This is a genomic window from Dysgonomonas gadei ATCC BAA-286 (assembly GCF_000213555.1).
Lineage (GTDB): Bacteria > Bacteroidota > Bacteroidia > Bacteroidales > Dysgonomonadaceae > Dysgonomonas > Dysgonomonas gadei.
In genome coordinates, this window is sequence record NZ_GL891980.1 from 632,212 (window position 1) to 647,958 (window position 15,747).

At 42.3% G+C, this 15,747-nt stretch carries 13 protein-coding genes; 2 read left to right on the forward strand and 11 right to left on the reverse strand.

Annotation, left to right across the window (positions count from 1 at the left end):
• Nucleotides 1-57: 57 nt before the first annotated feature.
• The 9 genes from HMPREF9455_RS06635 to HMPREF9455_RS06675 all read right to left on the reverse strand — a co-directional run bounded on the left by HMPREF9455_RS06635 (nt 58) and on the right by HMPREF9455_RS06675 (nt 8,703).
• On the reverse strand, nt 58-510 hold the full coding sequence (locus tag HMPREF9455_RS06635; RefSeq protein WP_006798859.1) for a copper resistance protein NlpE: 453 nt from the start codon (nt 508-510) through the stop codon (nt 58-60).
• A gap of 9 nt (nt 511-519) precedes the next feature.
• Nucleotides 520-840 carry a heavy-metal-associated domain-containing protein gene (locus tag HMPREF9455_RS06640; protein WP_044215523.1) on the reverse strand — a complete coding sequence of 107 codons (321 nt, stop codon included), beginning with the start codon at nt 838-840 and terminating at the stop codon, nt 520-522.
• Between the two features lie 115 nt (nt 841-955).
• Nucleotides 956-3,808, reverse strand: coding sequence for an aminomethyl-transferring glycine dehydrogenase (gene gcvP, locus HMPREF9455_RS06645; protein WP_006798861.1), 2,853 nt, complete (start codon nt 3,806-3,808; stop codon nt 956-958).
• Between the two features lie 17 nt (nt 3,809-3,825).
• Nucleotides 3,826-4,467: an MBL fold metallo-hydrolase gene (locus HMPREF9455_RS06650; RefSeq protein WP_006798862.1), complete on the reverse strand. Its 642-nt coding sequence runs from the start codon at nt 4,465-4,467 to the stop codon at nt 3,826-3,828.
• Nucleotides 4,468-4,626: 159 nt separating this feature from the next.
• Complete coding sequence (locus tag HMPREF9455_RS06655; RefSeq protein ID WP_006798863.1) at nt 4,627-5,277, reverse strand: NAD(P)-dependent oxidoreductase; 651 nt, start codon at nt 5,275-5,277, stop codon at nt 4,627-4,629.
• A gap of 67 nt (nt 5,278-5,344) precedes the next feature.
• Nucleotides 5,345-5,755 (reverse strand): Rrf2 family transcriptional regulator, encoded by a 411-nt coding sequence (locus tag HMPREF9455_RS06660; protein ID WP_006798864.1) that lies wholly within the window; start codon nt 5,753-5,755, stop codon nt 5,345-5,347.
• A gap of 70 nt (nt 5,756-5,825) precedes the next feature.
• Complete coding sequence (rsmG, locus tag HMPREF9455_RS06665; RefSeq protein ID WP_006798865.1) at nt 5,826-6,446, reverse strand: 16S rRNA (guanine(527)-N(7))-methyltransferase RsmG; 621 nt, start codon at nt 6,444-6,446, stop codon at nt 5,826-5,828.
• A 1-nt stretch (nt 6,447) separates the two neighbouring features.
• Nucleotides 6,448-7,293, reverse strand: coding sequence for a DUF3298 and DUF4163 domain-containing protein (locus HMPREF9455_RS06670; RefSeq protein WP_006798866.1), 846 nt, complete (start codon nt 7,291-7,293; stop codon nt 6,448-6,450).
• A 228-nt stretch (nt 7,294-7,521) separates the two neighbouring features.
• Complete coding sequence (locus tag HMPREF9455_RS06675; protein WP_006798867.1) at nt 7,522-8,703, reverse strand: vWA domain-containing protein; 1,182 nt, start codon at nt 8,701-8,703, stop codon at nt 7,522-7,524.
• Nucleotides 8,704-8,860: 157 nt separating this feature from the next.
• Here HMPREF9455_RS06675 and HMPREF9455_RS06680 point away from each other — a divergent pair, with 157 nt between their 5' ends.
• Together HMPREF9455_RS06680 and HMPREF9455_RS06685 are read left to right on the forward strand one after the other, a co-directional pair.
• Nucleotides 8,861-10,666: a tetratricopeptide repeat-containing sensor histidine kinase gene (locus HMPREF9455_RS06680; RefSeq protein ID WP_006798868.1), complete on the forward strand. Its 1,806-nt coding sequence runs from the start codon at nt 8,861-8,863 to the stop codon at nt 10,664-10,666.
• A complete protein-coding gene (locus HMPREF9455_RS06685) occupies nt 10,663-11,421 on the forward strand; it encodes a LytR/AlgR family response regulator transcription factor (protein ID WP_006798869.1) in 759 nt (252 codons plus the stop codon). Before HMPREF9455_RS06680 ends, HMPREF9455_RS06685 begins: the two co-directional genes overlap by 4 nt.
• Before the next feature lie 26 nt (nt 11,422-11,447).
• Here the strand turns inward: HMPREF9455_RS06685 and HMPREF9455_RS06690 are convergent, their stop codons facing one another.
• Both HMPREF9455_RS06690 and HMPREF9455_RS06695 read right to left on the reverse strand, forming a co-directional pair.
• The gene (locus tag HMPREF9455_RS06690; RefSeq protein ID WP_085930889.1) at nt 11,448-12,677 is read right to left on the reverse strand and encodes a glycoside hydrolase family 99 protein; all 1,230 of its coding nucleotides are present in this window, start codon (nt 12,675-12,677) and stop codon (nt 11,448-11,450) included.
• A 101-nt stretch (nt 12,678-12,778) separates the two neighbouring features.
• A complete protein-coding gene (locus tag HMPREF9455_RS06695) occupies nt 12,779-15,220 on the reverse strand; it encodes a glycoside hydrolase family 95 protein (protein WP_006798871.1) in 2,442 nt (813 codons plus the stop codon).
• Between the last annotated feature and the right edge of the window lie 527 nt (nt 15,221-15,747).

The window sequence follows — 15,747 nt, forward strand, 5'->3', positions numbered from 1 at the left end:
TAAATAAAGCCCTTTCCAATATTGGAAAGGGCTTTACTTATATAAAACATCAAAGAATTATTTCTTCAAAATATACAGGTCGGCCATATCTCCGGTAATTTTATTACCCTCCATATCCAGCTGAGTCAATGTATTCTCTCCCACAAAATACTGGTTAGGCGCATCTTTTACTCCATCCAGAATAATTGTATTACCGGCAGCATTCCAGGTATATTTACCTTTTTCTTCCGATTTACTGTTTTTCTTATTTACATACTCTGTACTCTTCACATATGTACTATCTGATAATGTAATAGATACAATCATACCTTCGCCACTGGCTGTAGGTATTTTACCTGTATATGTTCCCACATAATCAAGTGAATTTTTAGCATTATGCTCGTCTTTTACCTGCTTTGCGATTTCAGAGAATTCATCAACAGAAGCTTTTTCTTCCTGTCCTTTTTGAGTGCCACCACCACAGCTATACATCAATCCCATAGCTGCAATAATGATAAATAATTTTTTCATCTTTCTACTTTATTTTTTCTGTTCACTATTGTGTATTTTAACCTCATAGCCTAATTTTTCAATTGCGGCTTTAAGATTTTCCACTGTTGTCTGAGTTTTCTTGAATTCGATCAGTACTGTTTTATTTTCAAGATCTACTTTCATATCCGTCACCCCTTTTTCGAATGCAATATTCTTTTCAATACGCTTCTGACAATTCTCACAAGTCATCGACACATCGAATAGAACTGTCTCTTTATCATTCTTCAATGGTTTTTTATTCTGAGCATCTACTGTTGTACTTATACCCATCATTAATATAACCGTCATTAAAAATAATTTCAATTTCATAGTTTCACAATTTTGTGTCTATCCTTACAATAAACAAGTTAATACGATTTTAGTTTAAACTATCTTTATATGTTTACAACAATTCACATCCCAAAGTCCTGCCTGAACAGATGCATTATCCCATATCACACAGGCAGGTAATCAGGTTTCTGTCCCCAAAAGCATTGTCTACACGGGCCACATTTATCCAAAATTTATTATCCTTCACAAACTGAAGAGGATAAGCTGCTTTAGATCGCGGATAAGCATGCTTCCATTCATCGGCACACACTTCATATTCAGGATGAGGAGCATTTACCAGCACATTGTCTTCTTTGGTATATGTACCGTTTTCCACTTCCTTGATTTCCTCCCATATCTGGTTCATTGTATCTACAAAACGGTTAAGTTCAGCCAGACTTTCACTCTCGGTAGGCTCTATCATCAATGTACCGTGTACAGGGAAAGACAATGTAGGTGCGTGGTAACCGTAATCCATCAAACGCTTGGCAATGTCCGATTCAGTTATACCGGATGTATCTTTCACCTTGCGGCATTCCAGTATCAATTCATGCCCTACCCTGCCCGATGTACCTCTGTAAACGACACCATAGGTATCCTTAAAACATTCGGCCAGATAGTTCGCATTCAGTATAGCTATTTTAGTGGCATGTGTAAGCCCTTCCGCACCCAGCATACGGATATATCCATAAGTGATAGGCAATATCCCCGCACTGCCAAACGGAGCAGAAGCAACAGTATTCACTGTGCTGCCATCCAGCTCGGGATGGTGAGGAAGAAACGGGATCAGGTGCTCAGCCACACAAATAGGACCCTCACCCGGGCCTCCGCCGCCATGAGGAATAGCAAATGTTTTGTGAAGATTGAGGTGGCATACATCGGCTCCGATAAAGCCCGGATTGGTCAGTCCGACCTGTGCATTCATATTTGCCCCGTCCATATATACCTGCCCTCCTTTTTCATGGACAACCTTGCACATTTCCTTTATTTCCTTTTCGAAAATGCCGTGTGTAGACGGATATGTAATCATACATCCTGCCAGATTATCTTTATGCAGATCAGCTTTTGCCTGCAAGTCTTCCAATACTACATTCCCATGTGCATCGCAATCTATGGTAACAGTCTCGTATCCGGCCTGTATAGCGGAAGCAGGATTGGTGCCGTGAGCCGATGCAGGAATAAGAATAATGTTGCGATGTCCCTGTCCGATACTCTCCTGATATTTGCGGATTGTCATCAAACCCGCATATTCTCCGGCTGCACCCGAATTAGGTTGAAAGCTAACCCCGGCAAAACCTGTTATTTCTTTGAGGTATTCACCCAGTTCTTCTATCAATTCGTTATATCCCTGAGTCTGCGACTGAGGTGCAAACGGATGGATGTTCTGGAACCCGCCCAATGAAAGAGGGAGCAGTTCTGATGCAGCATTCAGCTTCATGGTACATGAACCGAGTGAAATCATAGAATGGGCAAGTGAAATATCTTTTCTGTCGAGGCGTTTAATATAGCGCATCAACTCCGTTTCGGTATGGTATGAATTAAATACTTCGTGCTGCAAGTATTCGCTTTTACGGAGGAACTCATCTTTAATAGTCAGTTTTTCGGGAAGATCATCAATCATAAATACCTCCATACGTCCGGCTGCAAGGGAAAACACTGCCAGAAGTTCATGGGCTTTATATTCCGTGATAGTCTCATCTATGCTGACACCTACTTCTCCTCCCTCGTAATAACGCAGATTTATATCGCGCATTTCGGCATATTCGCGTAAAGAATATTGAGAGACACCACTGGCCAAACCTATTTTCAATGTATCGAAATACTGTTCGTTAAGGATAGTATAGCCCAGTTCTTTCAGTTCATCCGCTATCAATGCTGTTGCAGAATGAATCCGTTTCGCAATCTCCTTCAAGCCTTTAGGCCCGTGATATACGGCATAGAAACCGGCCATAGTAGCCAACAATGCCTGAGCCGTGCAAATATTCGACGTTGCTTTCTCCCGCTTGATATGCTGTTCCCGGGTTTGCAATGCCATACGATATGCAGACTTACCATAAGCATCTTTCGATACACCGATGATACGTCCGGGCACATTACGCTTGTTCTCTTCTTTTGTTGCGAAGAATCCGGCTGAAGGGCCTCCGTAAAACATCGGTATACCAAACCGTTGGCTGCTACCGAAGGCTATATCAGCGCCCCATTCTCCCGGAGGGACCAAAAGAGTCAACGCCATCAAATCGGTAGCGACAGCAACTTTGCATCCGGCAGCATGCACTTTTTCTGTAAAAGCCTTATAATCTTCGACACTACCGTTCGAATTCGGGTATTGGATAATAGCACCAAAAAATTCACTGTTAATATCAAATACCTTATAATCGCCAACCACGACCTCTATACCTTGCGGCACGGCACGAGTATTGATTACAGCGAGTGTTTGCGGGAATATATTTTTATCAATAAACAATTTGTCTGCTCCGTTTTTCACCTGATCGCGGCTGCGAAGGGCATGCATCATTGCTGCCGCTTCCGCTCCGGCCGTAGCTTCGTCAAGCAGGGAACAGTTCGATAAAGAAAGGCCTGTCAACTCGCTCACCATTGTCTGGAAGTTCATCAAAGCCTCGAGACGACCTTGTGATATTTCCGCCTGGTATGGTGTATAAGACGTGTACCAGACAGGATTTTCAAATACATTACGGAAGATAGGCGCAGGACATACCGTATCGTACCATCCCATCCCTATATACGAAGCGCATATGCGGTTTTTCGAAGCCATCAGTGCCATTTCTTCGGCATACTCATGTTCGCTGAGAGCCTCCGGCAAATTCAATCCGCTTTGTAATCGGATATTCTGAGGAATCGTCTGATCTATCAGCTCATCAAGGGATTTTACCCCGATTTTAGCCAACATTATTTTCTCTTCTTCTGCATTGATGCCAATATGGCGATGTTGGAATCTTTCGCTTTTCATGTGCTTTCCGTTCTGTTTTATTGTAAATAAAAATTACTTTTGATTTCTTCCCCTATTGTAGTTAATGGCCCGTGGCCTGAATATATCACTGTTTCTTTAGGCAGTGTAAGCAGTTTGCTCTTTATACCGACAATAAGCTGTTCATGGCTTCCTCCGGCAAGGTCGGTACGCCCTACGCTTCCCCTGAACAACACATCTCCGACAAAAGCGCAGCCAACATCCTGATTATAGAAAATGATGCTGCCCGGCGAGTGCCCCGGTATTTCCAGAACTATAAATCTCTGATTACCAAATGTCACCACATCGTTTTCATTCAGATACTTGCTAATCCTTGGAATTTCAGCACTTTCATTCTTAAAGCCGAACATTTGCAATTGGGCCGGCAATTGCTCCAGAAGAAATTCATCTCCTTTGTTTGCCTCTGTTTCCAGATGAAACTGTTCGTATATAAAATTATTTCCGAATACATGGTCAAAGTGCAGATGAGTATTCAAGAGGTGCTTTACCACCAGGTCGTTATCGAGAATAAAATTCAACAAAAGCGCCTTCTCATCCGGAAAGAAACAACCCGGATCAATGATGACACACTCTTTCGTTTCATCATATGCCACATATGTATTTTCGCTAATCGGATTAAATTCAAATATTTTTACGTTCATAGATTTTACAAATGACTTTCTGTTAAAAAACAGCCTAAAGGTAAAACTTTTTTCGTTTCAAAACTAGCCATTTAAGCTTATATCTTATGTTATAAATATACAAAAAGGCAGTATCCATATTTGGAATACTGCCTATACCGTATAGATTCTATATATCAATTAATATCCGGCTGTAAAGCGTTGGCGGGAGAATTTGTGGTTCTCAATCTCGTCAACAACTGCTACCGAAAGGTCTTCGACAGACAATACCGATTCGCCATCCTTATCAAATACAGGTTCATCCGTTCCCAGCCTGTATTTACCCGTTCTTCCGGTCTTAATACCCGGATGCATATTGATAGCCGGTGAAAACATTGTCCAGTCCAGTTCTTTTTCTTTTTTCAGCACATCCAGATAATCCCTTGCTGCTGTTGCACCGGGCTTAATACTTTCAGGAAAATCAGCGCCATCCACTATTTGCTGTCCGTCGATGTACAGGCTGCCTGCCCCTCCTATCATCACATAACGTTTTACTCCGGCTTCCTTTACTGCTTGCCGGATAGCTTCCGATCCTTTCATAAAATCATTATAAATATCCGGATTCGACCATCCGGGATTAAAAGCACTCAGTACAACATCATTTCCTTTTAATACAGAGGCTAATGCTTTTACGTCTGTTACATCTGCTGCCACCGCCTTTGGCTTTCCGTCCTTCACCGGAATTTTATCTACCGAACGGGCCACTGCTGTTACTTCAAAACCTCTGTTTACCAACTCTTGTAATAAATGTGAGCCAACAAATCCTGTTGCTCCTATTAATGCTACTTTCATATTGTTTTATTTTTAAATGTTATCCTTTTCTGTATTTATATTTATTACAGTTTTATATAAAAAAAAATTACTCGAACTTCTTCTTAAAATCGGCCAGTGTCTGATCTGAAAGTTTTGCGATTATAAAATCTTCTGCTTCCATATTCAAATCGTGCAAATGTTCATTAATCTGTTTCCCTACCGGACATTTCGGATTCGGAGATGCTAATGAATTGCCCAATGCTGTCTGCGAACTGACTATTCTATATATATCGGAAAGAAGAATCTTGTCTGCCGGTTTTGCCAGCATACTACCTCCGTTTTTACCTTCTTTACTTACAACAATCCCATGCCTGCGAAGGTTCGACAATTCTTTTCTTACCAATACTGGATTGATATTCATACTTCCTGCCAGATAGTCGGAAGAAATCCATTCATCCAAACTCGTAGCCAGGAGTACTAATATATGCATTGATATTGAAAACTTACGATCGCTCATACTGTAACATTTATAATTACAGTACAAAGGTAGACATATTTTCCTCCCGACAAAAAGAATTAACAATTATTTAAATAAGTACGTAAACGATTTTCTTGGTCTTGAAATATTCTTCATCGAAGAACATAGATAAGTCATCCGCTTCGGCTGTCTTCTTAAATGGCTTCAGTTCACCTTCAAGGTTCCCCCCTTTAAGGCAAATCAGACCGTTTGGCAAAGCATTGTGCTGTTCTTTCGAAATATTCTTTTTTATAATTTTTACCAGATCGGGCAACGGCATCACTGCGCGGCTTACTACAAAGTCAAATTTTTCTTTTACTTCTTCGGCCCTACAATGGCGGAACTGTATATTCTTCAATCCGATAGCTGTGGCTACCTCGGTAGCTACCCTTATCTTTTTACCGATACTATCTACCAGCAGGAACTTGCATTTCGGAAACAATATAGCCAATGGCACTCCGGGAAAACCTCCACCTGTACCTACGTCCATTAGCTGTGTCCCATCTGTGAATTGTATAAGTTTAGCTATGGCAAGTGAGTGCAGGACATGATGTGTATACAGATTTTCTATATCCTTGCGCGAAATTACATTTATTTTGGAATTCCAGTCAACATATAAGTCATAAAGAGCAGCAAATTGGCTCTTCTGTTCTTCACTGATATCAGGAAAATACTTAAGAATTATTTCCATATTATTTTCCGGCAAAAATTGATATTGGTGAATTATCTCTCAACAAGTCCCGGATTTCATTATAGGGAAGTGATACACGGATTTCCCCAAGAGATGGTGCCGAGTATTCTCCCGGATTGAAAATATAGGTCAGACCATTATTATCTACAAGGAAATTTTCATTCGATGTCAGGTCTTCAATCCCCCAATAACCGAACTCGAGAAGGTCTTCTGGCTTCTGCACTTTATTTTGAGCTACTATTTTTCTTATCAAAATAGCATTCAGCAATTTCCTGTATTCCGGCAAGAATATATCCTGTTCACTCAATATATTTCCGGTCTTTAAATCTATCACAATATTGCGGTAAGCCGTAGAGGAGTTGGCCCCGCCTTTATAATCCATCGATGATATTTGATACGACAATATATCGTCCATGTCGAATATCACCTTTGTATCCAATGTTTTATAATACGAAAAATAATCCTCGGTGTCGCCTGATTCCTGCCAGTCGGGAAACTGCTCTTTGGCATCAGTCTTATATTTTTCCACATAATCTTCCACATATTTATTGATGGCATCCTGCGGCTTCATTTGCTCATATTTCTCATCTTCCATCAGTGCAAAATTCAATTCCTTCTGTACTGTCGCCAAAATCTTCTCATCGGCAAACTTCACGGGGAAGATATATGTGATCTTTAACGAACATGATGGTTTTGTAGAATCATTATCCAAATGATATATCTTGGATACTGATATGGAATCGTAAGATATCGCATTCGGAGTATTTATCTTTTTCTCTGTCTTACAGGATATAAAAACAGCGAACGACAACACAAACAAGCTAATAGATGTAAGTATGATTTTCATATATACTATTATTTAACAATACAAATATACGACAAAATGGAAGAATGCCGATCTTTACCTAACATTTTTACATTTCGAAACCCTTTTATCTTTATAGATAAAGTAAGCTACTTCCTGTAAATCCAGTCAGTAGCCTACCTATCATAAAAACAAAAAACTAATGGATTTGTTTAACTCTTCAGTATTTGCATCGGTATAGTTTTGCTCCGGTACAGCGCCGACAGATCATTATTTACTTATAGTATAACCCTTCTGATTGGCAAATGCAAGAACGGATTCGTTAATAGCCTTGCCTAGGTCGTCGCTGGTACCATCGTTTTTCAGTTGCTTGTCTATATAGTCCTGTCGTTTTTTTGCCAGTTCGCTTATTTCTTTTTGTATAGCCGCTCTTTCGGCTTCTTTTCCGGCAATTACTTTTTGTATTTCAACCTTTGATTTATTCTGCAATTCTTCCGGAAGATCAGATTGCCTTATATTATCCAGGGCATCTTTGTCTTCTTTAACCCTATCCACCAAGTCCCAGCTACTATTCTTATAAACGCCTGCCGATTTACTCACCGCCCGTTCTGCCATATTCGACCTCGATATGGACTTCGCATTCACATCCTGAACGGCCTGCATTTCTTTCCGTGCAAAACCATTGTGTCCATATCCTAAATAAGTCGCGTTCAGCCGATCGTTACAAGTACTTATTCTGTCATCGTAAGGAGTATCGTAATAGCGTACTCTCACATTATGGTCGATATTGAAAAACTTCCCTTTTCCCCTTATAGCGGCATCACGCCACATTCCCTGAACACCTGAGCTATGATTGCCGCAATGTATTGTATTCACAAATATATCCTTGCCCAAAGCTCGGTCTATAGCAGATTTGTAAGAAATACGACCTTGAGTGAAAGGTTCATTACCCGCGATATAGATAAGCTTCATATCCGATGTGTTTCTGCCCCAGTCCAGCACTTCTACGGCTTTATTTATCACTGCCCCGCAATATTCGTCTCCTCCGTAGGTGGTCAGAGCAAATAGCTTTTGAGAAATCAGATCGAGATCGGTAGTCAGAGGTGTTACCTGGCGGATATAATCATTCGTACGTATACCATCATTCCCATATTCATACAAAGCAATTTCTATGCGGGGCGCTTTGCCTTCGTACCGCAGTGTGGTAAGTGTATTTACGATGTTCCATAAACGAGACTTAGCCTGTTCAATCAGTCCGTCCATACTGCTCGACGTATCGAGAAGAATAGCAACTTGTATTTTCGTCCCCCTATTCATTTTATTATCAGTTGCAGGTACAGACAATTCAGAATTGTGTTTCTGTTCTCTATTTTCGGCTGTTGCTGAGGAACAACCGACAGCCATTGCGACAAAAGTAAATAACACTGAGCTTAATAGTACAAACTTTTTCATATCATTGTGTTTTAATTGGTTTCTTTGCTCAAATGTATTATGATAAGAATTAACAATCGTGGAAAAATGGGTGAACGGTCATTTTGAATTGGTGAACTATAAGGTATAAATGTTTTAAAAGTATTTACTTTACAATCTCAATCAAACACAACAGCTTATGCATATCAGATATATACTTATACTCTTTCTTATCCTGATCTCAGCACCAGGTTGGGCGCAGCAGCCGAAGAGCGCATCCAAGCAATCGAGAGAGAATATACGGATACAGGAGGTTTCCAAAGCCATAGAAGAAGGCAAGTCCGATATGGAAGTAGCCGAAAGCTATGAGAAGCTGGCAAAAGAACTGTCCGAAAAAGGAGAATATGCAAAAGCCGAAGATTACCTGACAAGAGCTAAACGAATATACCAGGTCCGCAGAGAAAAGGAGAAACTGGCTGCTGTGGAACGGGAACTGGCAAAAGTTCAGGAAGCACAGGATAAGAGATATGATGCCTTTCTTAACTTTGGTTCTGCACAGGCAAACACCTCCAACAAAAAGATGCAGCAAATCAATTCCAATGATATGTATCGTGTGCAGAACTACAACAATCCGGCTGTACAATCGGGATATATACAACAGAATATACTGCTGGCCGAAGAACTGGACAGCAAGGATGATAAAGTCCTTGCCTACCGGCAAATGGCACAAGTGAACAAAGATATGGACAATGCTCCCGAAGCAATCAGAAACCTCGAGAAAGCCTTGGTCACTGTCCAGGGCCAGCCGGAAGCATCCATGCAGATACGGCAGGATATAGCCAGCACCTATGCCTCCGACAACCAGATAGGAAAAGCAATAGAAATAAACAAGGATCTGGTAGCAGAAGCCAAAGAAACGAACAACCCCAAAGCCGAGATCAAGCAACTGCAAGCCCTGTCGGAAAATTACCTCGAGGCCAATAAGTTGACCGAGGGTGTATCCGCCTTGCAACAGGCATACAGCCTCGCCATAGATAACGGACAGACCATAGAAGCCAAAAACAGCCTTGAGTTGCTCGTAGAACAATATCAGAGGATGCGTCAACCCCAGAAAGCCCTGGATGCTTATTCCGACTTCATGAAGAAGCTCGAAGGCCTTGTAAAGAACGACAGTACGCTGCTGGACGAAAGATTCTTTCACGTACAGGAGGAGAAAATACTCCGGCTGGAAAAAGAACGGGCGCTAAAAGATGAACTTATATCCAGAACCAATAGGTTCAACTATGTACTACTCATAGCCATTGTGCTTATACTCATCTCACTCGTCTTTATAGCCAAAGCCCTCTATTCCATCAAGAAGAAGAATAAGCGGATAGCCCTGCAATCGCTGCGCAGGGAAATGAATCCCCACTTCATTTTCAACAGCCTCAATAGTGTGAACCAGTTCATAGCGCAAAATAACGAACTGGAAGCCAACAAATACCTGTCTTCCTACTCCAAGCTGATGCGCAATATCATGGAAACTTCAAACAAGGACTTCATTCCGTTGGCTACCGAGATGGAGCAGATGAAGGAGTACCTCGATCTGGAATACATGCGCTTTCACGACAAGTTCACCTATAAGATGGAAATAGACAATTCGCTGGATGCCGATTCCCTGTTCATTCCCAATATGCTGATACAGCCGCAGCTGGAAAATGCCATCTGGCACGGGCTACGCTACAAAGATAGTATGGGACTGCTCACCCTGACCGTTAAGCCCGACGGTAATCATCTGAAAGTCGTCATCGAAGATAACGGCATCGGACTCACAAAAAGCAAGGAGCTAAAAACCAAGCACCAAAAAGAACACCGTTCCCGCGGACTGAATAATACACAGGAACGCATCAACCTGCTAAACGGCCTGTACCATACCGACATATCAATTTCCATCACCGAGAAGGAAGGGACGGAAAGCGGAGTGATAGTCAGGTTATTATTCCCTTTAATGAACAAGAACCTATGAACACACTGCAAAGAATAAAGAGCGTAATAGTAGAGGATGAGCCCGCCGCCCGGGAAGCCCTGAAAAACTATCTGGCAAAATACTGTCCGCAAATAGAAGTGATAGGCGAAGCATATAACTGTAAGGATGCCATACCCCTTCTTCACGATCTGGAACCGCAACTTGTATTTCTCGATGTGGAAATGCCGTTCGGTAATGCCTTCGATGTACTTGAAGGCTGTAAAGACCTCTACTTTGAGACGATATTCGTCACGGCTTTTTCCGAATACTCTTTGCGGGCGTTGAACCAAAGCGCGGCATACTATCTCCTGAAACCCGTAAGTATCGAGGAACTGATATTAGCCGTAAACAAAGTTCAGCAGCACATCATCAACAAGGAAGTCTTCAACCGCAACAAAATACTGGTAGAGAACTTCCGCGAAACCAAGCCGGAAAAACAACAGGTCATACTACCTACTCTCGAAGGCTTCGAAGTGGTGAAGATGGAGGATATCATCCGCCTGCAAGGCAACGGAAACTTCACCGATATCTACCTGAAAGATAAGAGCAAGAAGATGGTTTGCCGGTTCCTCAAGCATTTCGGCGAGATACTGCCCTACCCTTTCATCCGCATCCATAAGTCACACATCATAAACTTCAACTTTGTAAAGTCATATCACAAAAACTCCGGCGGATATGTGACTCTGGAAGATGGTACGGAGATCGAAATATCATCCAGCTATAAGGAAGATTTCCTCAGATTCTTTAAAGCATAGGTATAGAGCCTGCTTAATCAATCCTACTACCGGGAATCCCTTTTCGGCATCGGGATACTCAATGGCTTTTGTCTTTTCAGCATCTTAGACGCTTCACCTGTAAGCCAGAGATAATGATCGGAAGGCACTCCTTCCATCCCCACGAACTTAGCGATATCACTTACCGGAGGGTTGTCACTGCATTTGAATATTGCCGTCCCTTCATTTACCTCATCGAACATAGCCGCATAGATCATACCGGCGCCCGCATTGATAGCAGTAGATATCTGCTGCCAGTAGAAACGTCCCCCTTGGCGTGGTATAGACCCGGAGGGCTTTATATCATCGGGAAATTCAAAACGGCTGAGATTATGCCAACTGAATCCCGGGGTCACACAAGGCACATAATCGATATTGTTATTTTTACACCACTCCATATCACCTATTATCAGGTCGCGGAAACGGTCCATATCGTTATGCAAAAGCGGTGTAAAGCGCTGGACAGTCCAAGGGAGAACGATGTCGGCCTGTTTGATTATCGTATGTAAATAGGGGTCCGGAATACAATCGGCAGTCAGTTCGCGCCAGAATGTAGGTACCCCCAGCATAACACTGCAACCTCCATATTCAGGATCATTTTTCAGAAAATCGATGAAGCGCTCAATACCTATATCGCGAATATTATAAGGTCTGTCGGGAAATCCGATACCCCAGATGGCCACAAGAGGTTTCCCGTTGAAAAATAAATATGTCTGATTTCCTTTTTGGTTTGTCACCCGTATGGAATCTACCAGATACTTCCAGTCTTCTATCAGGCTGGAACAATCTTCTCCCGATCTTTTCAATCCCGACAGGTCGTACATAATAGCTACAGCACGCTGATATTTAGATGCAGCCTCAAACGCGTTTCTGATTACCGCAGTCGGAGCCTCCCCTCTGGCTTTTGGCTGAGCAGAATGAAAGAAGCGTTGCATAAACACACCGTCTACACCATATTCCTGCATCCATTTGAAATGCAAATCTATTGTACTTTTGTCCGTAGAACTGAAAAAGCGTGCTGTGGAACCATCCGCGTGCTTCAATCCTGTAGGATATGTCTTTTCATACTCGTTCACATCCGGCCACATATCTATGCGGACTTGTTTTTCATCGGGATACATCACTCCATCGGCCGGAGCCCTGAACCATCCCTGATAACCTGCCATAATCAGGCCTTTATAGCTTGGATACTGTGTTTTAGCAGAGTGCTTGTTTGTCTGGGCTGTAATCTTATTCATAAAAAGGCAGGATAAGATTATCACAGACAGAATAATTCGCTGATTCATTATATTTTAGTTTTATATATTAAATAATTATTTAAATTTTAATGATTTAGTCCTTATTTCATACCTCTCTTAAATGTATATGCCTGCCCCTGCCGCGTATCCACGTCATACTCGTATATCTTATACAGCAACGGATACTGAGCGTTTATCTCTTTGGAGACCAGAGGTTCCTTTATTTGTGCAGTTCCGTACAGCGGATTTGGATTTACTCCCTTAGCCTCTGACAGTCCCGCACCTGTCAATGGCACGTAAGAACGCAGGCGCATATTCCCTCCCAATTTAGATAATACCGAGACAGTCAAAAGTTCCCCGTTGTCCCACTCCATAGAAACTTCGAAACCACCGCGAGCTATCAGCCCTTTTACTGTACCTTTTTTCCATACATCAGGCAGGGCAGGAAGCAGATGGAGCGCTCCATCGTGGCTTTGCAATAACATTTCGGCCACTCCGGCAGTAAATCCGAAATTACCGTCGATCTGGAAAGGCGGATGTGCATCGAACAGGTTCGGGTATGTTCGTCCATCGTTATTTCCCGGCTCTACAAGCGATAGCATATTGGATATAATCTTATATGTATGGTTCCCATCCAGCAAACGCGCCCAGAAATTTATCTTCCAGCCTATCGACCACCCCGTAGCCATATCGCCACGGTAAAGCAACGAATTCTTTGCAGCCTGAAACAATGCAGGATGCGAATAAGGTGATATCTGGTTGCTCGGATACAACCCATACAGATGCGACACATGGCGATGGTCATTCTTTGGGTCGTCTACGTCATCGAGCCACTCCTGTAACTGATTGTATTTGCCTATCTGCATAGGGGCAAGACGTGAAATCATATCTTCCAGCCTTTTTTCATATGCATTATCGGCCAGTTGCAAAGCCCTGGATGCGTTCAATGCATCACTCAGTACATCGAATACTATCTGATTGTCCATCGTAGACCCGGCCGTGATGCTTGTCCCCGTTCCCGGAGGTCCTTGTTCGGGCGAAGTGGAAGGAGCCGATACCATCCATTTATATTTCGGATGCTCTACAAGGAAATCCAAAAAGAAATCGGCCGCACCTTTCAGCACAGGATACACTTCGCTCAGGAATGCCTTATCGCCCGTATAGAGGTAATGCTGCCACATATGACGGCTAAGCCATGCCCCGCCGTCAGGCCACATCCCGTAAAAAGCACCGTCCACAGGTCCGGTCGTACGCCAGATGTCCGTATTGTGGTGTGTAACCCATCCATTGGCATTGTACATTACTTTTGCTGTCTCTTTACCCGTTTCGGCTATTTCTTTCACCATTTCGAACAATGGAAAATGTGTTTCGCTCAGGTTGGTCACCTCGGCAGGCCAGTAATTCATCTCGGTATTGATGTTGATAGTGTACTTGCTATCCCAGGGTGGTACAAGCTGATCGTTCCATATACCCTGCAATGTCGAAGGCTGACCTCCCGGTTGTGACGAACTGATAAGCAGATAGCGTCCAAACTGGAAAAGCAGTGTTACAAGGTTCTGGTCTTTACCATCCTTAAAGTTCCGCACACGGCTATCGGTTTCATCGTTCATTCTTTCGGAAGTACCCAGATCCAGCTCAACACGGTTAAACTGCTTCTGATAATACTTTATATGGTCGGTCAACGCGGTCTGATACGGTTTGGTAAGTGCGGACTTCAATATTGTTTCTGCTTTTCTGGCCTCATTACCGCTTACATTCTTATAGTCTATAAAATTAGTGGCGATGGATATGTATATTGTCGCCGTATTGGCGTTTTTCACAACGATATTATCTTTTCCGGCTTTTACCGTTCCGCCCTCCGTTTTTATTTCGGTCTGGTTTTCGAACCTTACCACTCCTTTTATACCTTCATGATCAGAGCCTGTACCTTTCAGCACCAGCCTGTTGCCCTTTACTGATACAGAATAGCCTTTCACCTGAGAATCATATGACGCGGAGAAGTTAATACTGTTCGCCTTATCTGCCGTAATACGCATAATAATCACATTATCGGTAAACGAAGTGAAAACTTCACGGGTATATGTTACACCATCTACAGCATACCGGGTAGTTGCTACCGCCGTTTTTAGATCCAGATTGCGCGAGTAATCCGAGTAATTGTCATGCCCGGTGAAGTCAAGATACAAGTTTCCGATTGTCTGATACGGCATGCCGTTGTGAGGCGTCCGCATCGTTTTGTCCAATAATGCCTCTGCTTCTTTTTCCTTCCCTGCAAAAATAAGACTCCTGACTTCATTCAGTGAGCCTAGCAAAGCGGGGCTATCGTTCCGGTGCGGTCCTCCGCCCCACATTGTTTCTTCGTTCAGTTGCAGGCGCTCCCGGACCGGGCTGCCAAAAACCATCGCTCCCAACCGTGAGTTTCCTAAAGGCAAGGCTTCTACCCATTCTTTTGCGGGACGTTTATACTGTAATTTGATATCACCGGCCTGAACGGTAAGGATGCTCAGCGCGAAAAACATGAATAATCCAAATTTCTTTCTCATGGTATTATTTAAGTATTGGTTATTTCCGGGAACAAAATAAAGCCGACCGTATTAACGGGAGAGTTAAAAACATATTAATAATGTATTAAAAATACGGTTCGACATCATATTTTTTTCAAAAGGTAACAAAGGTTACACTTGTTTCAGTTAACAATATTCTCTCGCAAAGATGCTAAGGGGGCAAAGTCCAACCTATCATCATATTTACGTTTTTTAACCATACTCAGTTAAAATCTGACACATCTGACAGCTTTTCCTTTGTTTTTATCTAGTCATCTTTGCATCCGTTAACTATACATAGTTAAAAAGTAACAAAAGTAACAGTTTTTAGCCTTTGTGCCCTTTGTGACTCCCTTCGTGTACTTAGTGGTTAAAACTCTTTACCACAAGGGACACAAAGGTTTACACAAAGAACACTATATAAAAGGTAACTTTTCAGTTAACAGTTAATAATTAGAACTCCTTCATACTTACTACTCAATACTTACTACTTAAAAAGGTAACAAAGGTAACACTATTTCTACCTA

Coding starts and splice junctions, on each gene's coding strand:
- HMPREF9455_RS06670 (WP_006798866.1), bottom strand. CDS start 7,293: ATGAAAATCATACTTACATCTATTAGCTTGTTTGTGTTGTCGTTCGCT.
- HMPREF9455_RS06690 (WP_085930889.1), bottom strand. CDS start 12,677: ATGAATAAGATTACAGCCCAGACAAACAAGCACTCTGCTAAAACACAG.
- HMPREF9455_RS06680 (WP_006798868.1), top strand. CDS start 8,861: ATGCATATCAGATATATACTTATACTCTTTCTTATCCTGATCTCAGCA.
- rsmG (WP_006798865.1), bottom strand. CDS start 6,446: ATGGAAATAATTCTTAAGTATTTTCCTGATATCAGTGAAGAACAGAAG.
- HMPREF9455_RS06655 (WP_006798863.1), bottom strand. CDS start 5,277: ATGAAAGTAGCATTAATAGGAGCAACAGGATTTGTTGGCTCACATTTA.
- gcvP (WP_006798861.1), bottom strand. CDS start 3,808: ATGAAAAGCGAAAGATTCCAACATCGCCATATTGGCATCAATGCAGAA.
- HMPREF9455_RS06675 (WP_006798867.1), bottom strand. CDS start 8,703: ATGAAAAAGTTTGTACTATTAAGCTCAGTGTTATTTACTTTTGTCGCA.
- HMPREF9455_RS06660 (WP_006798864.1), bottom strand. CDS start 5,755: ATGAGCGATCGTAAGTTTTCAATATCAATGCATATATTAGTACTCCTG.
- HMPREF9455_RS06640 (WP_044215523.1), bottom strand. CDS start 840: ATGAAATTGAAATTATTTTTAATGACGGTTATATTAATGATGGGTATA.
- HMPREF9455_RS06635 (WP_006798859.1), bottom strand. CDS start 510: ATGAAAAAATTATTTATCATTATTGCAGCTATGGGATTGATGTATAGC.
- HMPREF9455_RS06650 (WP_006798862.1), bottom strand. CDS start 4,467: ATGAACGTAAAAATATTTGAATTTAATCCGATTAGCGAAAATACATAT.
- HMPREF9455_RS06695 (WP_006798871.1), bottom strand. CDS start 15,220: ATGAGAAAGAAATTTGGATTATTCATGTTTTTCGCGCTGAGCATCCTT.
- HMPREF9455_RS06685 (WP_006798869.1), top strand. CDS start 10,663: ATGAACACACTGCAAAGAATAAAGAGCGTAATAGTAGAGGATGAGCCC.